The sequence below is a fragment of the Streptococcus sp. Marseille-Q8145 genome (genome assembly GCF_965112035.1).
The window spans coordinates 130,712-146,254 of the sequence record NZ_CBCOPQ010000004.1; the positions used below are offsets into that span (position 1 = coordinate 130,712).

Annotated in this window: 15 protein-coding genes; 12 read left to right on the top strand and 3 right to left on the bottom strand. The window is 45.5% G+C overall.

Features of this window, described 5'->3' with window-relative positions; all coding sequences use genetic code 11:
- Positions 1-119 precede the first annotated feature (119 nt).
- From rpsF to ACWPVL_RS08955, 4 genes are all read left to right on the top strand, one after another.
- On the top strand, positions 120-410 hold the full coding sequence (gene rpsF / locus ACWPVL_RS08940) for a 30S ribosomal protein S6 (RefSeq protein ID WP_454388388.1): 291 nt from the start codon (positions 120-122) through the stop codon (positions 408-410).
- 11 nt (positions 411-421) lie between these two features.
- Positions 422-916 carry a single-stranded DNA-binding protein gene (locus tag ACWPVL_RS08945; RefSeq protein WP_005591685.1) on the top strand — a complete coding sequence of 165 codons (495 nt, stop codon included), beginning with the start codon at positions 422-424 and terminating at the stop codon, positions 914-916.
- A gap of 40 nt (positions 917-956) precedes the next feature.
- Positions 957-1,196 (top strand): 30S ribosomal protein S18, encoded by a 240-nt coding sequence (gene rpsR / locus ACWPVL_RS08950; protein WP_000068664.1) that lies wholly within the window; start codon positions 957-959, stop codon positions 1,194-1,196.
- 97 nt (positions 1,197-1,293) lie between these two features.
- Positions 1,294-1,803, top strand: coding sequence for a GNAT family N-acetyltransferase (locus ACWPVL_RS08955; protein ID WP_454388391.1), 510 nt, complete (start codon positions 1,294-1,296; stop codon positions 1,801-1,803).
- A 32-nt stretch (positions 1,804-1,835) separates the two neighbouring features.
- Here ACWPVL_RS08955 and ACWPVL_RS08960 read toward each other — a convergent pair whose 3' ends face one another.
- Positions 1,836-2,510, bottom strand: a complete 675-nt coding sequence (locus ACWPVL_RS08960) for a DUF1129 domain-containing protein (RefSeq protein ID WP_149555887.1) — start codon at positions 2,508-2,510, stop codon at positions 1,836-1,838.
- 18 nt (positions 2,511-2,528) lie between these two features.
- The gene (locus ACWPVL_RS08965; RefSeq protein ID WP_045500579.1) at positions 2,529-3,473 is read right to left on the bottom strand and encodes a magnesium transporter CorA family protein; all 945 of its coding nucleotides are present in this window, start codon (positions 3,471-3,473) and stop codon (positions 2,529-2,531) included.
- A 122-nt stretch (positions 3,474-3,595) separates the two neighbouring features.
- On the opposite strand from ACWPVL_RS08965, the gene uvrA reads away from it, so the two are divergent.
- Positions 3,596-6,421, top strand: coding sequence for an excinuclease ABC subunit UvrA (gene uvrA, locus ACWPVL_RS08970; RefSeq protein WP_454388394.1), 2,826 nt, complete (start codon positions 3,596-3,598; stop codon positions 6,419-6,421).
- 114 nt (positions 6,422-6,535) lie between these two features.
- Here the strand turns inward: uvrA and ACWPVL_RS08975 are convergent, their stop codons facing one another.
- A complete protein-coding gene (locus ACWPVL_RS08975; RefSeq protein ID WP_005591690.1) occupies positions 6,536-6,991 on the bottom strand; it encodes a universal stress protein in 456 nt (151 codons plus the stop codon).
- Positions 6,992-7,248: 257 nt separating this feature from the next.
- On the opposite strand from ACWPVL_RS08975, the gene ACWPVL_RS08980 reads away from it, so the two are divergent.
- From ACWPVL_RS08980 to gatB, 7 genes are all read left to right on the top strand, one after another.
- Complete coding sequence (locus tag ACWPVL_RS08980; RefSeq protein ID WP_048763466.1) at positions 7,249-8,463, top strand: pyridoxal phosphate-dependent aminotransferase; 1,215 nt, start codon at positions 7,249-7,251, stop codon at positions 8,461-8,463.
- A 212-nt stretch (positions 8,464-8,675) separates the two neighbouring features.
- Positions 8,676-9,464, top strand: a complete 789-nt coding sequence (codY, locus tag ACWPVL_RS08985; RefSeq protein ID WP_005591692.1) for a GTP-sensing pleiotropic transcriptional regulator CodY — start codon at positions 8,676-8,678, stop codon at positions 9,462-9,464.
- On the top strand, positions 9,464-10,021 hold the full coding sequence (locus ACWPVL_RS08990; protein ID WP_454388397.1) for a cysteine hydrolase family protein: 558 nt from the start codon (positions 9,464-9,466) through the stop codon (positions 10,019-10,021). Before codY ends, ACWPVL_RS08990 begins: the two co-directional genes overlap by 1 nt.
- 310 nt (positions 10,022-10,331) lie before the next feature.
- The gene (gene aspS, locus ACWPVL_RS08995; protein WP_454388399.1) at positions 10,332-12,068 is read left to right on the top strand and encodes an aspartate--tRNA ligase; all 1,737 of its coding nucleotides are present in this window, start codon (positions 10,332-10,334) and stop codon (positions 12,066-12,068) included.
- 202 nt (positions 12,069-12,270) lie between these two features.
- On the top strand, positions 12,271-12,573 hold the full coding sequence (gene gatC, locus ACWPVL_RS09000; protein WP_048763476.1) for an Asp-tRNA(Asn)/Glu-tRNA(Gln) amidotransferase subunit GatC: 303 nt from the start codon (positions 12,271-12,273) through the stop codon (positions 12,571-12,573).
- Positions 12,573-14,039, top strand: a complete 1,467-nt coding sequence (gene gatA, locus ACWPVL_RS09005; RefSeq protein WP_061908755.1) for an Asp-tRNA(Asn)/Glu-tRNA(Gln) amidotransferase subunit GatA — start codon at positions 12,573-12,575, stop codon at positions 14,037-14,039. Before gatC ends, gatA begins: the two co-directional genes overlap by 1 nt.
- Complete coding sequence (gatB, locus tag ACWPVL_RS09010) at positions 14,039-15,472, top strand: Asp-tRNA(Asn)/Glu-tRNA(Gln) amidotransferase subunit GatB (RefSeq protein ID WP_125371155.1); 1,434 nt, start codon at positions 14,039-14,041, stop codon at positions 15,470-15,472. Before gatA ends, gatB begins: the two co-directional genes overlap by 1 nt.
- Positions 15,473-15,543: the final 71 nt, after the last annotated feature.

A 15,543-nucleotide genomic window follows, 5' to 3' on the forward strand; every position in this document is an offset into this window, starting at 1 on the left:
AAAGCGAAATTTATTCTTGCTATTTGCTGGAAAATCTAGTATAATTATTATTTGTGAGTGAACCTCACTTACCCCTTGCAGCGTCTTGGGGTCATTAGACCAAAAGGAGGAACATATCAATGGCTAAATACGAAATTCTTTATATTATTCGTCCAAACATTGAAGAAGAAGCTAAAAACGCTTTGGTAGCACGCTTTGACTCTATCTTGACTGACAACGGTGCAACTGTTGTTGAATCAAAAGACTGGGAAAAACGTCGTCTTGCATACGAAATCCAAGATTTCCGTGAAGGACTTTACCACATCGTTGACGTTGAAGCAAACGACGATGCAGCTCTTAAAGAGTTTGACCGTCTTTCAAAAATCAACGCTGACATTCTTCGTCACATGATCGTCAAACTTGACGCTTAAGAAGGTAAATTATGATTAATAACGTTGTACTTGTGGGACGTATGACCCGTGATGCTGAACTTCGCTATACACCGCAAAACCAAGCGGTCGCAACCTTTACTCTGGCTGTTAATCGCAACTTTAAAAATCAAAGTGGTGAGCGTGAAGCGGACTTTATCAATGTTGTTATCTGGCGTCAGCAGGCAGAAAATCTTGCTAATTGGGCCAAAAAAGGCGCTCTAATCGGAATTACTGGTCGCATTCAGACTCGTAATTACGACAATCAGCAAGGTCAGCGTGTCTATGTCACAGAAGTCGTTGCAGACAACTTCCAGCTTCTGGAAAGTCGTGCAAGCCGTGAAGGGCAGCCTTCAGCTGGCTTTGGTGGCGGTGGCTTCGGTGGAAATTCTGCACCAAGCTATGGTAATGCTGACTCATTCAACCAAGTACCGAATTTTTCTCGTGATGAAAGCCCATTCGGCAATTCAAACCCAATGGACATCTCAGACGATGATTTACCATTCTAATAATGGACAAAACTAGAACTATAATATAAAGGAGAATAACATGGCTCAACAACGTCGTGGCGGATTCAAACGCCGTAAAAAAGTTGATTACATCGCAGCAAACAAGATTGAATATGTTGATTACAAAGATACTGAGCTTCTTAGCCGTTTCGTTTCAGAACGTGGGAAAATCCTTCCTCGTCGTGTAACAGGAACTTCAGCTAAAAACCAACGTAAAGTAACAACAGCTATCAAACGCGCTCGGGTAATGGCTTTGATGCCTTTCGTAAATGAAGACTAATATGAATCCCTGCTTCTAGCAGGGATTTTTGCTGTCTTGATGATAGGAAGGGATAGTGCTATAATAGGAGCAACTATCGAGATATGGGAGGCTTGCCATGACAGAAGAACTAGTCATCAGAAAGATGCTTTTTGATGATATTGAAGGCTTATCGAATGCTTTTATCCAGCAGGGCTGGCCTGGTCGGAGAGAGATTTTAAAAAACTACTTTCTGGAGCAAGAGGTGGGTGAGCGCCAAGTTTTGGTGGCGGTTGTTGGGGAATCTTTGGCTGGTTACATTACAGTCATCCCACTGGCAAAGCATGGACCCTTTGCTGGCCTTTATCCTGAGTTAACGGATTTTAATGTTTTCGAAAGTTTCCAAAAGCGAGGAATTGGGACAGCTTTATTGGACAAAGCAGAGCAAGTAGCGCAGCATTATTCAGATGTGGTCAGCTTGGGAGTTGGCCTGCATAAAGGCTATGGTCCAGCACAACGACTGTATGTGGGTCATGGTTATATGCCAGATGGGTCAGGAGTTTGGTTTCAAAATCAGCCACTCACGCCCTATGCTTTGTGCGAGAATAACGATGACTTGGTTTTATACTTTTCAAAAAGGGCAAAATAAAAGAGGTTGCAAAACCTCTTTTTCTATTCTGCTTAATATTTCGCTGGTCCCATAGTCGCACTCTTGATATTGAAGCGCTTCTTGAGGTAGAAACGGAGTGCTAGGGTGATCCCTCCGATGATGGCAACGACAATGTTTGACAAATGTGGGTTGAGAGAGTCGGGCAGTAGGCTAGAACCAATGATTGAAAGGGTCCAAAGACCAATGGCTATTAGCATGATAAGGATAGATTTGAGTAGATGTGGACGCTGGCTACGGTCAGTGTCTGGTCCGTAAAAACGGTAAACGAAATGGTAGAGGGCGTAGAAAGCGAGACCGCCGACAATACTTCCAAAGACAAGTGTCGTCATGCCGTAAACAGAGGGTTTAGAAGATGCCAAATTAACGATGGAAGTCAGAACGGTGAAGAAACCGAAAATGAAAAGGACAGAATCTAGCATCATCCATTTTGGATCATCGTTTTGTTTTGGATGTTCAGCATCATAGCGTTCCTTAGCAGTGAGAGAAGAAGCCCAGTAAGTTGGTGCCCCGTAGAGAGCACGGGCAGGGATACCCTTGGCTTGATTTTCTAAAATGTTTGGAATGATTTCTTCTAAGATTGCTTTTACTTCTTCATCGGATTTGCCATCTTTGAGGAGTTGGTGAGTGGCGATGTGGAGAAATTCCTTGTTTTTCTTAGTTAGTTTGTCTGATACTACTTGTGACATGTGAGTCCTTTCTGCTGGTTAGAATAATTTTTTATGGAAGAGGTAGAGGGTCAGAGAGCCACTCAGAGCAAAGGCGATAAACATGATAATCCAGAAGGCATGTGGCTCGCCATTTAGAGGTAGTTCATTATCTTTGAAGTTCATCCCATAGGCTGAGAAGAGCATGGTCGGGATGGACATAACAACGGTTACCAAAGCAAGTGTCTTCATGACATTATTCTGGTTGTTGGAAATAATGGAAGCAAAAGTATCTGTCATGCTGTGGAGGATATTTCCATAAATATCAGCCATCTCGATGGCCTGCTGGGTCTCAATCAGGGTGTCTTCCAGCAAATCTTCATCTTCCAAGTATTTCTTGATATTGCTGGTAGAGCTGGTTAGTTTTTTAATTACGCGTTCATTGGTTTTGAGGGAGGCTTTGAAATAGACGATGGTCTTTTCCAGCTCCATGAGCTCAATCAGTTCTTCATTTCGAGTTGATTGGTGCAGCTGGCTTTCAATCTGCTCACTCTTGCGGTCAATGGAACGCAGTGCTGTCAGATATAGCTCGGCATTGCGGTAGAGAATCTGAAAGATAAAACGTGACCGCATGAAAGTATAAAAGTTACGCAAGCGACGGTGGATAAAGATATCCAGTAGGGGCAATTTTTCCAAACAGGTCGTGATGATAGCTTCTTCTGTGATGATAATACCAAGCGGGATAGTAACATAGTAAGTCTGGTTATTCCGCTCCTCAGTGATGGGTACGTCTACGATGATCAGTGTGTATTCATCCTCAATGGTGACCCGAGACATTTCCTCGGCATCGAGTGGTGCTCGTAGGTCAGCTATGTCAATGCCAAAGGCGTTTGCGATTTCTAAAGATTCATTTTGGGAAGGATTGACCATATTTATCCAAGTTCCCGATTCAAGTGTATCAATCTCCTTGAACTCGGTTGTTGTTGATAAAAATACTTGCTTCATATCTCCTCCTAGAATCGTTTATAAGCACCGTCTTATTATACTACAAATTCTAGTCTTTTGGGAAAAAGTTTGCAGAAAAATTTGCTATAATAGAAGAAGTTTAAAGGTAAAGTGTGGAAGAGATGCAAGATAAAATTGTGATTCATGGAGCGCGAGCTCATAATTTAAAAAATATTGATGTAGAAATACCCCGAGACAAGCTGGTCGTGGTGACTGGTCTGTCTGGTTCAGGTAAGTCTAGTCTGGCTTTTGATACCCTCTATGCAGAAGGGCAGCGCCGCTATGTGGAGAGTCTGTCGGCCTATGCTCGTCAGTTTTTGGGCAATATGGAAAAACCGGATGTTGATTCGATCGATGGTCTTAGCCCGGCTATTTCCATCGACCAGAAGACGACCAGCAAAAATCCGCGCTCAACAGTGGGAACAGCTACCGAAATTAATGACTATCTACGGCTGCTCTACGCCCGTGTTGGAACGCCCTACTGTGTCAATGGACATGGAGCGATTAAGGCCTCGTCTGTTGAGCAGATTGTCGACAAGGTTTTAGAATTGCCAGAGCGTCAGCGGCTGCAGATTTTAGCGCCAGTCATCCGCAAGAAAAAGGGCCAGCATAAGACCGTTTTTGACAAAATTCAGAAAGACGGCTATGTTCGGGTGCGCGTGGATGGCGATGTCTACGATGTAACAGAAGTGCCAGAGCTTTCTAAGAGCAAGCAGCATGATATTGAAGTTGTGGTAGACAGAATTGTCATCAAGGAAGGAGTGCGCAGCCGCCTCTTTGACTCGGTTGAAGCAGCTCTGCGGATTGCTGAAGGCTATGTGGTGATTGACACTATGGACGGTCAAGAGCTGCTCTTTTCTGAGCACTATGCCTGCCCAGTCTGTGGCTTTACGGTGCCAGAGTTAGAGCCGCGCCTCTTTTCTTTCAATGCGCCTTTTGGCTCCTGTCCGGACTGTGATGGTCTAGGAGTTAAGCTGGAAGTGGATCTAGATGTGGTCGTGCCAGATTCTAGCAAGACTTTGCGCGAAGGAGCGCTAGCGCCTTGGAATCCCATCTCCTCCAACTACTATCCACAGATGCTGGAGCAGGCTATGGCAGCCTTTGGCATTGATATGGACAAGCCTTTTGAGGAGCTGACTGAGGAAGAAAAACAGCTGATTTTCTTTGGCTCAGATGGACGAGAGTTCCATTTCCATTATGAAAATGAGTTTGGCGGCGTGCGCGATATTGACATTCCTTTTGAGGGAGTTGTCACCAATATCAACCGTCGCTACCATGAAACCAATAGTGATTTTACTCGGACACAGATGCGGACATATATGAATGAGCTGACTTGTGCGGCTTGCCACGGTTATCGACTCAGCCCTCAGGCCTTGTCTGTCAAGGTTGGTGGCGAAGATGGCTTGCATATCGGTGAGATTTCAGACTTGTCTATTTCAGATCATTTGGTCCAGTTGGACAAGCTTAGCTTGACTGACAATGAAGCTACGATTGCGCGGCCTATTCTTAAAGAAATTCATGACCGCCTGACCTTCCTCAATAACGTTGGCCTCAATTACCTGACTTTGTCTCGCTCGGCTGGGACTCTATCAGGAGGGGAGAGTCAGCGGATTCGCTTGGCAACTCAGATTGGTTCCAATCTAAGTGGCGTCCTTTATATTCTGGACGAGCCCTCTATTGGCTTGCACCAGCGTGACAATGACCGCCTGATTGCCAGCCTCAAGAAGATGCGCGACCTAGGCAATACCCTCATCGTTGTTGAGCACGACGAGGACACCATGAGAGAGGCGGACTGGCTGATTGATGTGGGACCAGGAGCCGGTGTTTTCGGCGGTGAAATCGTCGCAGCCGGCACTCCTGCACAAGTGGCTAAGAATAAGAAGTCTATTACTGGCCAATACTTGTCAGGTAAGCGCGAGATCCCCGTACCATTGGACCGCCGTGTAGGCAATGGCCGCTTTATTGAAGTGACAGGGGCTCAGGAGAATAACTTGCAGAATATCTCAGCTAAATTCCCCTTGGGCAAATTTATCGCTGTGACAGGAGTTTCTGGATCCGGTAAGTCAACGCTGGTCAACTCTATCCTTAAAAAGGCCATTGCCCAAAAACTCAACCGCAATTCTGCCAAACCAGGTAAGTTCAAGAAAATCAGCGGCATTGAGCATGTGGACCGCTTGATTGATATCGACCAAAGTCCGATTGGCCGGACACCACGCTCTAATCCGGCTACTTATACTGGAGTCTTTGACGATATTCGCGATCTGTTTGCCAAGACCAACGAAGCCAAGATTCGCGGCTACAAGAAAGGCCGTTTCAGCTTTAACGTCAAGGGCGGCCGCTGTGAGGCTTGCTCGGGTGATGGGATTATCAAGATTGAGATGCACTTCCTGCCTGACGTCTATGTGGCCTGCGAGGTCTGCCACGGTACCCGTTATAATAGCGAGACTCTAGAGGTTCACTACAAGGAGAAGAATATCGCTCAGGTTCTGGACATGACGGTCAATGATGCGGTAGAGTTCTTCCAGCATATTCCCAAGATTGCCCGCAAACTTCAGACTATCAAGGATGTGGGACTAGGCTATGTGACTCTAGGGCAGCCAGCCACAACCTTGTCAGGTGGTGAAGCTCAGCGGATGAAGCTGGCTAGCGAACTTCACAAGCGCTCGACTGGTAAGTCCTTCTATATCTTGGACGAGCCGACGACAGGGCTTCATACAGAGGACATTGCTCGTTTGCTTAAGGTTTTAGCCCGCTTCGTGGACGATGGCAATACGGTCCTCGTCATTGAGCACAATCTGGACGTTATCAAGACAGCTGATCATATCATCGACCTAGGACCGGAAGGCGGTGTCGGTGGCGGTACAATTATTGCAACGGGTACACCAGAAGAGGTTGCAGCCAATCCAGCCAGCTATACCGGTCAGTATTTGAAAGGTAAACTGAAATAAGATTTTTATCCTGCTAAAACACAAATCCCTCACTAGGCTAACCTAATGAGGGATTTTAACTTACAGTTATGAGAGAAGTGGGGCACAGCTATCGCAGCTGCCTACTCGAGACTTTTAGAATGTTTTCTCTTTGTCACGAACGACCAGTAAGTCCACTTTCGCGTGGCGGAGGATATATTCGGATGATGAGCCGACTAGGAGGCGTTCAAAGGCATTGAGACCAGTAGCTCCGACCATAATCAAATCAACCTTGTGTTCGTCAGGAATATCAGTTGACAGGAGGGTTTTGGGATTGCCCAATTCAATGACGACATCAACGTATTTGACCCCTGCTTTTTGCGCCTTTTCCTTGTACTCTGTCATCAACTTTTGTGCCTCTTCTTGGAGATCTTCGTAGACCTCAGCGTCAAAGGTTGAGACGCTTTGGAGAGCCCGTGTATCAATCACATGAGCAATTGTCAAACGAGAAGCGTTTCTCAGCGCCACATTGACCCCTTTTTCAAAAGCGAGTTCTGCTTCGCGAGAGCCGTCAACAGCGACCATGATATTTTCATATTTTTGTTGAGTCATAAAGCTACCTCCATCTTTTGTCGAATACTAGATTCGAGCTTCTTATATCTTCACTTATATTGTAAACCTTTTCAGAAAAAAAGTAAAGCTGCAAATGAAATTCAGAAATCAAGTGAAATTATTGTGATGGATACGTGTATTTTCCTAAATTAAAAGCTTTATTTTAGTTGAATGGAGCTTTCCCAAATTCTTCCTGATTGTCAATCTTTTTTTCTGATGGTATAATAAAATCATTCAGATGAATTGAGGAAAATAGGATGAAAGAATTTAATAAGTCCAGCAAGCTGGAGCATGTAGCCTATGATATTCGTGGGCCAGTTTTGGATGAAGCGATGCGGATGCGGGCCAATGGAGAGAAAATTCTCCGCCTGAACACGGGAAATCCAGCTGAATTTGGCTTTACCGCTCCAGACGAGGTTATTCATGATTTGATTATGAATGCGCGTGATAGTGAGGGGTACTCTGATTCTAAGGGAATTTTCTCAGCCCGTAAGGCCATTATGCAGTATTGTCAGCTCAGAAATTTCCCTAATGTTGATATCGATGATATTTATCTTGGAAATGGAGTCAGCGAGCTGATTGTTATGTCTATGCAGGGACTCTTGGATGATGGAGATGAGGTCTTAGTACCGATGCCGGACTACCCGCTCTGGACGGCTGCAGTTAGTCTGGCTGGTGGGAATGCGGTTCATTATGTCTGTGATGAGCAGGCAGAATGGTATCCAGATATTGACGACATCAAGTCAAAAATCACTTCTAATACTAAGGCTATTATTATCATCAATCCTAACAATCCAACGGGAGCACTTTATCCTAAGGAACTTTTGCTAGAGATCGTAGAAATTGCTCGCCAGAACAATCTTATCATCTTTGCGGATGAAATTTATGACCGCATGGTGATGGATGGGCATGTGCATACGCCTGTAGCTAGTCTGGCTCCTGATGTTTTCTGTGTTAGTATGAATGGTCTGTCTAAGTCCCACCGTATCGCTGGTTTCCGAGTTGGCTGGATGGTGCTATCTGGTCCTAAGCGGCACGTTAAAGGGTATATTGAAGGCCTCAATATGCTTTCCAATATGCGCTTGTGCTCTAACGTCTTGGCCCAGCAGGTTGTGCAAACATCGCTTGGAGGTCACCAGTCGGTGGATGAATTGCTTTTGCCAGGTGGCCGTATCTATGAACAGAGAAACTTCATCTACAATGCCATTCAAGATATTCCAGGTTTGTCTGCAGTCAAACCTAAGGCGGGTCTTTACATCTTCCCGAAAATTGATCGAGAAATGTACCGTATCGATGATGATGAGCAGTTTGTCTTGGATTTCCTCAAGCAGGAAAAAGTCCTTCTTGTCCATGGACGAGGCTTTAACTGGAAGGATCCAGATCATTTCCGAATCGTTTATCTGCCTCGGGTAGATGAGCTAGCTCAGATCCAAGAAAAAATGACGCGCTTCCTGCGCCAATACCGCAGATAAGCATAAAATACAAGTCATAAACCGTTTAAAACAAATTCGTCTAAGAATTGTTTTAAATGGTTTTTTTGATGAAGTGATTTTTTTAACAATCGCCAAATTCTGAATCTTTCAGAATTGTAGCGAATTTTTTTTCAATACACAATTTTCAGATAATTATTGAAAATTTCGGTCGATTATGATACAATCAAGGGGACTAAATACGAGGTAAATGTATGGCAAAACTATTAGAAAAAACAAGGAAGATTACTTCTATCTTGAAACGTTCAGAAGAGCAGCTTCAGGAGGAACTTCCTTACAATGCGATCACTCGCCAGCTTGCTGACATTATTCATTGCAATGCCTGTATCATCAACAGCAAGGGCCGTCTCTTGGGCTATTTCATGCGCTACAAGACAAATAATGATCGTGTAGAAGCCTTTTTCCAAGACAAGACTTTCCCCAAAGAATATGTCCAAGAAGCAAACATGGTGTATGAGACGGAGGCTAATCTGCCTGTAACTCACGATTTGACCATTTTCCCAGTGGAAACCAAGGATGAATTTCCAGATGGTTTGACTACTATCGCACCGATTCATGTTTCAGGAATTCGCTTGGGCTCGCTGATTATCTGGCGCAATGACAAGGAATTTTTGGATGACGATTTGATTTTGGTCGAGATTGCCAGCACAGTGGTCGGTATCCAGCTGCTTAACTTCCAGCGTGAAGAGGACGAGAAGAACATCCGTCGCCGGACAGCTGTGACCATGGCGGTTAATACCCTGTCTTACTCAGAGCTAAGAGCCGTTTCAGCTATTCTGGGCGAGCTCAATGGCAATGAAGGGCAACTGACGGCTTCTGTCATTGCTGACCGCATCGGGATTACCCGTTCAGTGATTGTCAATGCCTTGCGCAAGCTGGAAAGTGCGGGGATTATTGAAAGCCGCTCGCTGGGGATGAAGGGAACTTATCTGAAAGTACTGATTCCAGATGTTTTTGAGGAAATTAAAAAGAGGGACTACTAATGGCAAAAGCGCTGATTTCCATTGATTATACGTTTGATTTTGTCGCAGATGAGGGGAAATTAACAGCAGGAGCGCCAGCTCAGGCAATTTCTGAAGCCATTGCTCAAGTGACCGAGGCGGCATTTGATCGAGGCGACTATATCTTCTTTACTATTGATGCCCACGATGAAAATGATGCCTTTCATCCTGAGAGCAAGCTGTTTCCACCTCATAATATCAAAGGGACCAGTGGTCGCAATCTTTATGGTCCTTTGGCTGATTTTTATGACAAGCATCAAGCGGATTCTCGGGTCTTTTGGATGGATAAGCGCCATTATTCTGCTTTTTCTGGCACGGATTTAGATATTCGGTTGCGGGAAAGAAAGGTAGATACGGTTATTTTGACAGGAGTCTTGACGGATATTTGCGTCCTGCATACAGCGATTGATGCCTATAATCTTGGTTATCAGATTCAGGTTGTAGAAACGGCTGTGGCTTCGATTTCAGAGGAAAATCACAAATTTGCCTTAAACCACTTGCAAAATGTTCTGGGTTCGACTATAATAGATACAATTTAAGAGTAAAAGAGAAGCAGAGTAGGCTTGCTGACTTGCACAGAGAGTGCTGATGGCTGAGAGCAGCACCAAGAAAGCAAAAACCGAAGAACATGTTTCGTAATCTTTTGTGTGATTAAGCACAAACGTCGCTCACGTTACGAGCGTAGAGGCTGCCTTTTAGGGTGGCGAATAACAGTGGTACCACGGCTTTCGTCTGTTTCAGAGACGGAGGCTTTTTGTTTTGCAAAAGGGAAAGTGGATATGCTGTAAGAAAGTTGCTAATATGCCTAAGGACAGGGCGGCTTGCAAATGGATTTGAGAGGGAAAGAACATGAAAGAAATTTTTATCGGAAACTACGGTTTAGAGCAGGTCGGACAGACCATGACCGCAACTGGCTGGGTGGCCAATATCCGCAATCATGGTAAGCTGGCCTTTATTGAATTACGGGACCGCGAGGGCTTGCTTCAGGTCTTTGTTAGCGGTGATATTGAAGATTTTGCTAAGCTGGAAGACATTGGCAAAGAAGATGTCATTACAGTGACAGGGCAAGTTGTTCAGCGGGAAGAGCGTTTTGTCAACAAGGCCATCAAGTCTGGTCAGGTTGAGCTAAGGGCAGAGAAGATTGAGGTCATTGCTAGCAGTAAGCCTCTGCCTTTTGAGTTGGACCAGCATGCCCATACAGGGGAAGATCTGCGTCAGAAATACCGCTACCTGGACTTGCGCCGTGAGAAGATGACACATAACCTCAAACTGCGCCATCAGGTCACCTCAACTATTCGAGAATATTTGAACAGTTTGGACTTTTTGGAAGTGGAGACGCCTTATCTGACCAAGTCAACACCTGAAGGGGCTAGAGACTTCTTGGTTCCTAGTCGGGTCTTTAAAAATCAATTCTACGCGCTGCCGCAGAGCCCGCAGATGCTCAAGCAGTTGCTGATGGGAGCTGGCCTCGAGCGTTATTATCAGATTGTCCGTTGCTTCCGTGACGAAGATTTGCGGGGAGACCGTCAGCCAGAGTTTACCCAGGTGGACTTAGAGCTGAGTTTTGCCAGCGAGGAAGAAATCCGAGCTCTGGTTGAAGCTATGCTCAAGGCTGTTGTCAAGAAAACTCATGGTTTAGAGTTAACAGAAGATTTTCCGACTATCAGCTATGATGAGGCTATGAGCCGCTTCGGTTCTGATAAGCCAGATACACGCTTTGGTTTAGAGCTGAAGAATTTGACGGATTTATGCCAGTCCAATGAATCCCTTCTTATCAAGAAAGCCTTGGATAACCAAGAGGAAGTGATGGGAATCTGTGTGCCAGATGCAGCTAGTGCTTTTAGTAAGAAACAGCTGAGTCACTACTATCAGGAAATGAAGGAATTTGGCTGCAGTCGTTTCGCCAGTCTAAAGGTTGAAGATGGCCAGTTAGTTGGAGATTTGGCTAGCACCTTTGAGGCTGAGAGTCAGGATTTACTAGCACGTTTTGAGGCCAAGGATGGAGATCTCATTCTGCTAGTCATGGCTAAGAAGCGTCGGGCTCAGGAAGCTTTGGGACACCTGCGCCTAGAAGTCGCAAAAGCTTTGGATTTGATTGACCCGAGTCTGCTTCATTTCCTCTGGGTTGTGGATTGGCCGCTGCTGGAGTGGAATGAAGACCAAAACCGCTATCAAGCCATGCACCATCCTTTCACACAAGGTATTTTTGAAGAAGGTCAGGATCCAGACCAATTCCGTAGTCACGCTTATGACATCGTTTTAAATGGCTATGAAATTGGTGGAGGGAGTCTGCGGATTCATGATCGGAAGGCTCAGGAAGCGATGTTTGAGCTATTGGGCATGAGCCGAGAAGACTATGAGCGGGACTTTGGTTTCTTCCTAGAAGCTTTGGAGTACGGCTTCCCACCACACGGCGGCTTGGCTCTGGGCTTGGATCGCTTGGTTATGATTTTGGCTGGGGAAGAAAATATCCGCCAAGTCATTGCCTTTCCGAAAAATGGTACTGGTTTTGACCCTATGCTGGAAAGTCCAAGTTTGGTTGACCAAAGACAGCTCAAAGAACTGCATTTGGAATTGAAGAATTAGCCAGAAATATGGTAAAATGAAATGATGCGATTTCCTGAAGAAATCAGGAAGAAGCCAAAGAAAGAGGTCGTAGCTACGAGAGCTTAGCGCCTCTATCTTAGCAAAACAATGCGAGTTAAATACCTCGAAAACAAAGATCTTTCTTAGACTTATCATTTTCGACTGGTATTCAGGCTCGCCTATCTTATGAAAGGAATCAGAGATGAAGATTACTCAAGAAGAAGTAAGTCACGTTGCAAAACTGTCAAAACTGGCTTTTTCACCAGAAGAGACAGCTGAGTTTGCGACAACCTTGTCTAAAATTGTCGACATGGTCGAATTGCTCAATGAAGTGGATACGGAGGGTGTGCCTTTCACTTCCAATGTGGCAGCTAACATCAACTATATGCGAGAAGATGTGGCTCAGCCAGGCTGGAACCGGGACGAGCTTTTCCAAAATGTACCTGAAAAAGAGCGGGGCTACATCAAAGTGCCTGCCATCCTAGATGACGGAGGAGATGCCTAATGACTTTTAATCACAAGACCATTGAAGAGTTGCATGATTTGCTGGTCAAGAAAGAAATTTCTGCAGTAGAGTTAACTCAGGCGACTTTGGCAGACATCAAAGAACGTGAAGCTGCCGTGGACAGTTTTATTACTGTCAGCGAAGAGGAAGCATTGGCTCAGGCTGCGGCTCTAGATGCCAAGGGCATTGATGCTGACAATCTCATGAGCGGGATTCCGCTGGCAGTCAAGGATAATATCTCAACCAAGGGGATTTTGACGACAGCTGCCTCTAAAATGCTCTACAACTACAAGCCGATTTTCGATGCAACCAGTGTAGAAAAGCTCTATGGTAAGGATATGATTATCGTCGGGAAGACCAACATGGACGAGTTTGCCATGGGTGGTTCCAGCGAAAACTCTTACTTTAAGACGACTAAGAATGCTTGGGACAGCAGCAAGGTTCCTGGTGGATCATCTGGTGGTTCAGCGACAGCTGTTGCTTCTGGTCAGGTTCGTCTATCACTGGGTTCAGATACGGGTGGTTCTATTCGCCAGCCTGCTTCCTTTAACGGTGTAGTCGGCCTCAAGCCAACCTACGGACGTGTTTCCCGTTTTGGTCTCATTGCTTTTGGTTCTTCTTTAGACCAGATTGGGCCTTTCTCTCAAACGGTTAAGGAAAATGCACAGCTTTTGAATGTTATTTCTGGTAATGATCCTAAGGATTCGACATCGTCACAAGAAGCTGTGCCAGACTTTACAAGCAAGATTGGCCAAGATATCAAGGGCATGAAGATTGCCCTGCCTAAGGAATACATGGGTGAGGGAATTGACAGCAAGGTCAAGGAAACGATTCTGGCAGCAGCCAAGCACTTGGAAAGTCTAGGAGCTATCGTTGAAGAGGTTAGCCTGCCTCACAGCAAGTACGGCGTGGCAGTCTACTATATTATTGCTTCCTCTGAGGCTAGCTCTAACCTGCAGCGCTTTGACGGTATTCGCTATGGCTACCGCGCAGAAGGCATTGAAAATCTAGAAGATGTCTATGTTAAATCTCGTAGCGAAGGCTTTGGTGAAGAGGTGAAACGCCGGATTATGCTGGGAACTTTCAGTCTGTCATCTGGTTACTACGATGCCTACTTCAAGAAAGCTGGTCAGGTTCGTACCTTGATTATGCAAGATTTTGCGAAGGTATTTGAAAAATATGATTTGATCTTAGGTCCAACTGCACCAACGGTTGCTTATGACTTGGGCAGTCAAAACCAAGATCCAGTGGCCATGTATCTGGCTGACCTTTTGACCATTCCAGTCAATCTGGCTGGCCTGCCAGGTATTTCAATCCCAGCTGGTTTTGCAGATGGTCTTCCTGTCGGCTTGCAGCTGATTGGGAACCACTTTGATGAAGCGACCATCTATCAGGCAGCCGCAGCATTTGAAGCGACGACTGACTATCACAAACAGCAGCCAGTTATCTTTGGAGGTGAAAAATAATGAACTTTGAAACAGTTATCGGACTGGAAGTCCATGTTGAATTGAAGACCAATTCAAAAATTTTCTCACCGGCTCCAGCTCACTTCGGTGAAGATCCCAATGCCAACACCAATATCATCGACTGGTCCTTCCCAGGTGTCCTGCCTGTTATGAACAAGGGTGTCATTGACTATGGTATCAAGGCTGCTCTGGCTTTGAACATGGATATTCACCAGAAGATGCACTTTGACCGCAAGAATTATTTCTATCCAGACAATCCCAAAGCCTATCAAATTTCTCAGTTTGATGAGCCGATTGGCTACAATGGCTGGATTGAGATTGAACTAGAAGATGGTACGACCAAGAAAATCCGTATCGAGCGGGCCCACTTGGAAGAAGATGCCGGAAAGAATACCCACGGCAGCGACGGCTACTCTTATGTGGACCTCAACCGCCAAGGGGTGCCGCTGATTGAGATTGTATCTGAAGCGGATATGCGCAGTCCAGAAGAGGCCTATGCATATCTGACTGCTCTCAAGGAAATCATCCAGTACACGGGCATTTCTGATGTCAAGATGGAAGAGGGCTCCATGCGGGTGGACGCCAATATTTCTATACGTCCTTACGGTCAGGAAGAATTTGGCACCAAGACTGAGCTGAAAAACCTCAACTCCTTCAACTTTGTCCGGAAGGGTCTAGCATTTGAGGAAAAACGCCAAGCGGAAATCCTACGCAGTGGCGGTCAAATCCGTCAGGAAACCCGCCGTTATGACGAAGCAACTGGCGAAACCCTACTCATGCGGGTCAAGGAAGGTTCAGCGGACTACCGTTACTTCCCAGAGCCTGATCTGCCGATCTTTGAGATCGAGGATGCTTGGATTGAGCAAGTACGCAGCAGTCTGCCAGCCTTTCCAAAAGAGCGCCGTGCCAAGTATGTGGGCGATTACGGCCTATCTGACTACGATGCCAAGCAGCTGACAGCGACGAAGGCTGTGTCAGACTTCTTTGAAGCAGCTGTTGCTGCAGGTGGAGACGCTAAGGCTGTCTCTAACTGGCTCCAAGGAGAAGTGGCTCAATACCTCAATGCAGAAGGTAAGACTATTTCTGAGATTGAGCTGACACCTGAGAACCTGACTGAAATGATTGCACTGATTGCAGACGGTACGATTTCCTCTAAGATTGCCAAGAAGGTCTTTGTCCATCTAGCTAAAAATGGTGGCTCTGCTAAGGAATATGTACAAAAAGCAGGCTTGATCCAAATCTCAGATCCTGCGCAGCTTCTGCCAATCATTCAGCAAGTCTTTGCGGATAATGAAAAAGCCATCAATGACTATAAGGGCGGCAACAAGAATGCAGCCAAGTCCTTGATTGGTCAGCTCATGAAGGCTACCAAGGGCCAAGCCAACCCGCAAGTAGCACAAAAACTGCTCAATGAAGAGTTGGAGAAATTATAGAAATAAGTAGAAAACCAGTCGTGAGGCTGGTTTTCGCCTTTTATTTGAAGGGAACTTATGGTAAAATAGGT

Coding starts and splice junctions, on each gene's coding strand:
- rpsF (WP_454388388.1), top strand. CDS start 120: ATGGCTAAATACGAAATTCTTTATATTATTCGTCCAAACATTGAAGAA.
- ACWPVL_RS08945 (WP_005591685.1), top strand. CDS start 422: ATGATTAATAACGTTGTACTTGTGGGACGTATGACCCGTGATGCTGAA.
- rpsR (WP_000068664.1), top strand. CDS start 957: ATGGCTCAACAACGTCGTGGCGGATTCAAACGCCGTAAAAAAGTTGAT.
- ACWPVL_RS08955 (WP_454388391.1), top strand. CDS start 1,294: ATGACAGAAGAACTAGTCATCAGAAAGATGCTTTTTGATGATATTGAA.
- ACWPVL_RS08960 (WP_149555887.1), bottom strand. CDS start 2,510: ATGTCACAAGTAGTATCAGACAAACTAACTAAGAAAAACAAGGAATTT.
- ACWPVL_RS08965 (WP_045500579.1), bottom strand. CDS start 3,473: ATGAAGCAAGTATTTTTATCAACAACAACCGAGTTCAAGGAGATTGAT.
- uvrA (WP_454388394.1), top strand. CDS start 3,596: ATGCAAGATAAAATTGTGATTCATGGAGCGCGAGCTCATAATTTAAAA.
- ACWPVL_RS08975 (WP_005591690.1), bottom strand. CDS start 6,991: ATGACTCAACAAAAATATGAAAATATCATGGTCGCTGTTGACGGCTCT.
- ACWPVL_RS08980 (WP_048763466.1), top strand. CDS start 7,249: ATGAAAGAATTTAATAAGTCCAGCAAGCTGGAGCATGTAGCCTATGAT.
- codY (WP_005591692.1), top strand. CDS start 8,676: ATGGCAAAACTATTAGAAAAAACAAGGAAGATTACTTCTATCTTGAAA.
- ACWPVL_RS08990 (WP_454388397.1), top strand. CDS start 9,464: ATGGCAAAAGCGCTGATTTCCATTGATTATACGTTTGATTTTGTCGCA.
- aspS (WP_454388399.1), top strand. CDS start 10,332: ATGAAAGAAATTTTTATCGGAAACTACGGTTTAGAGCAGGTCGGACAG.
- gatC (WP_048763476.1), top strand. CDS start 12,271: ATGAAGATTACTCAAGAAGAAGTAAGTCACGTTGCAAAACTGTCAAAA.
- gatA (WP_061908755.1), top strand. CDS start 12,573: ATGACTTTTAATCACAAGACCATTGAAGAGTTGCATGATTTGCTGGTC.
- gatB (WP_125371155.1), top strand. CDS start 14,039: ATGAACTTTGAAACAGTTATCGGACTGGAAGTCCATGTTGAATTGAAG.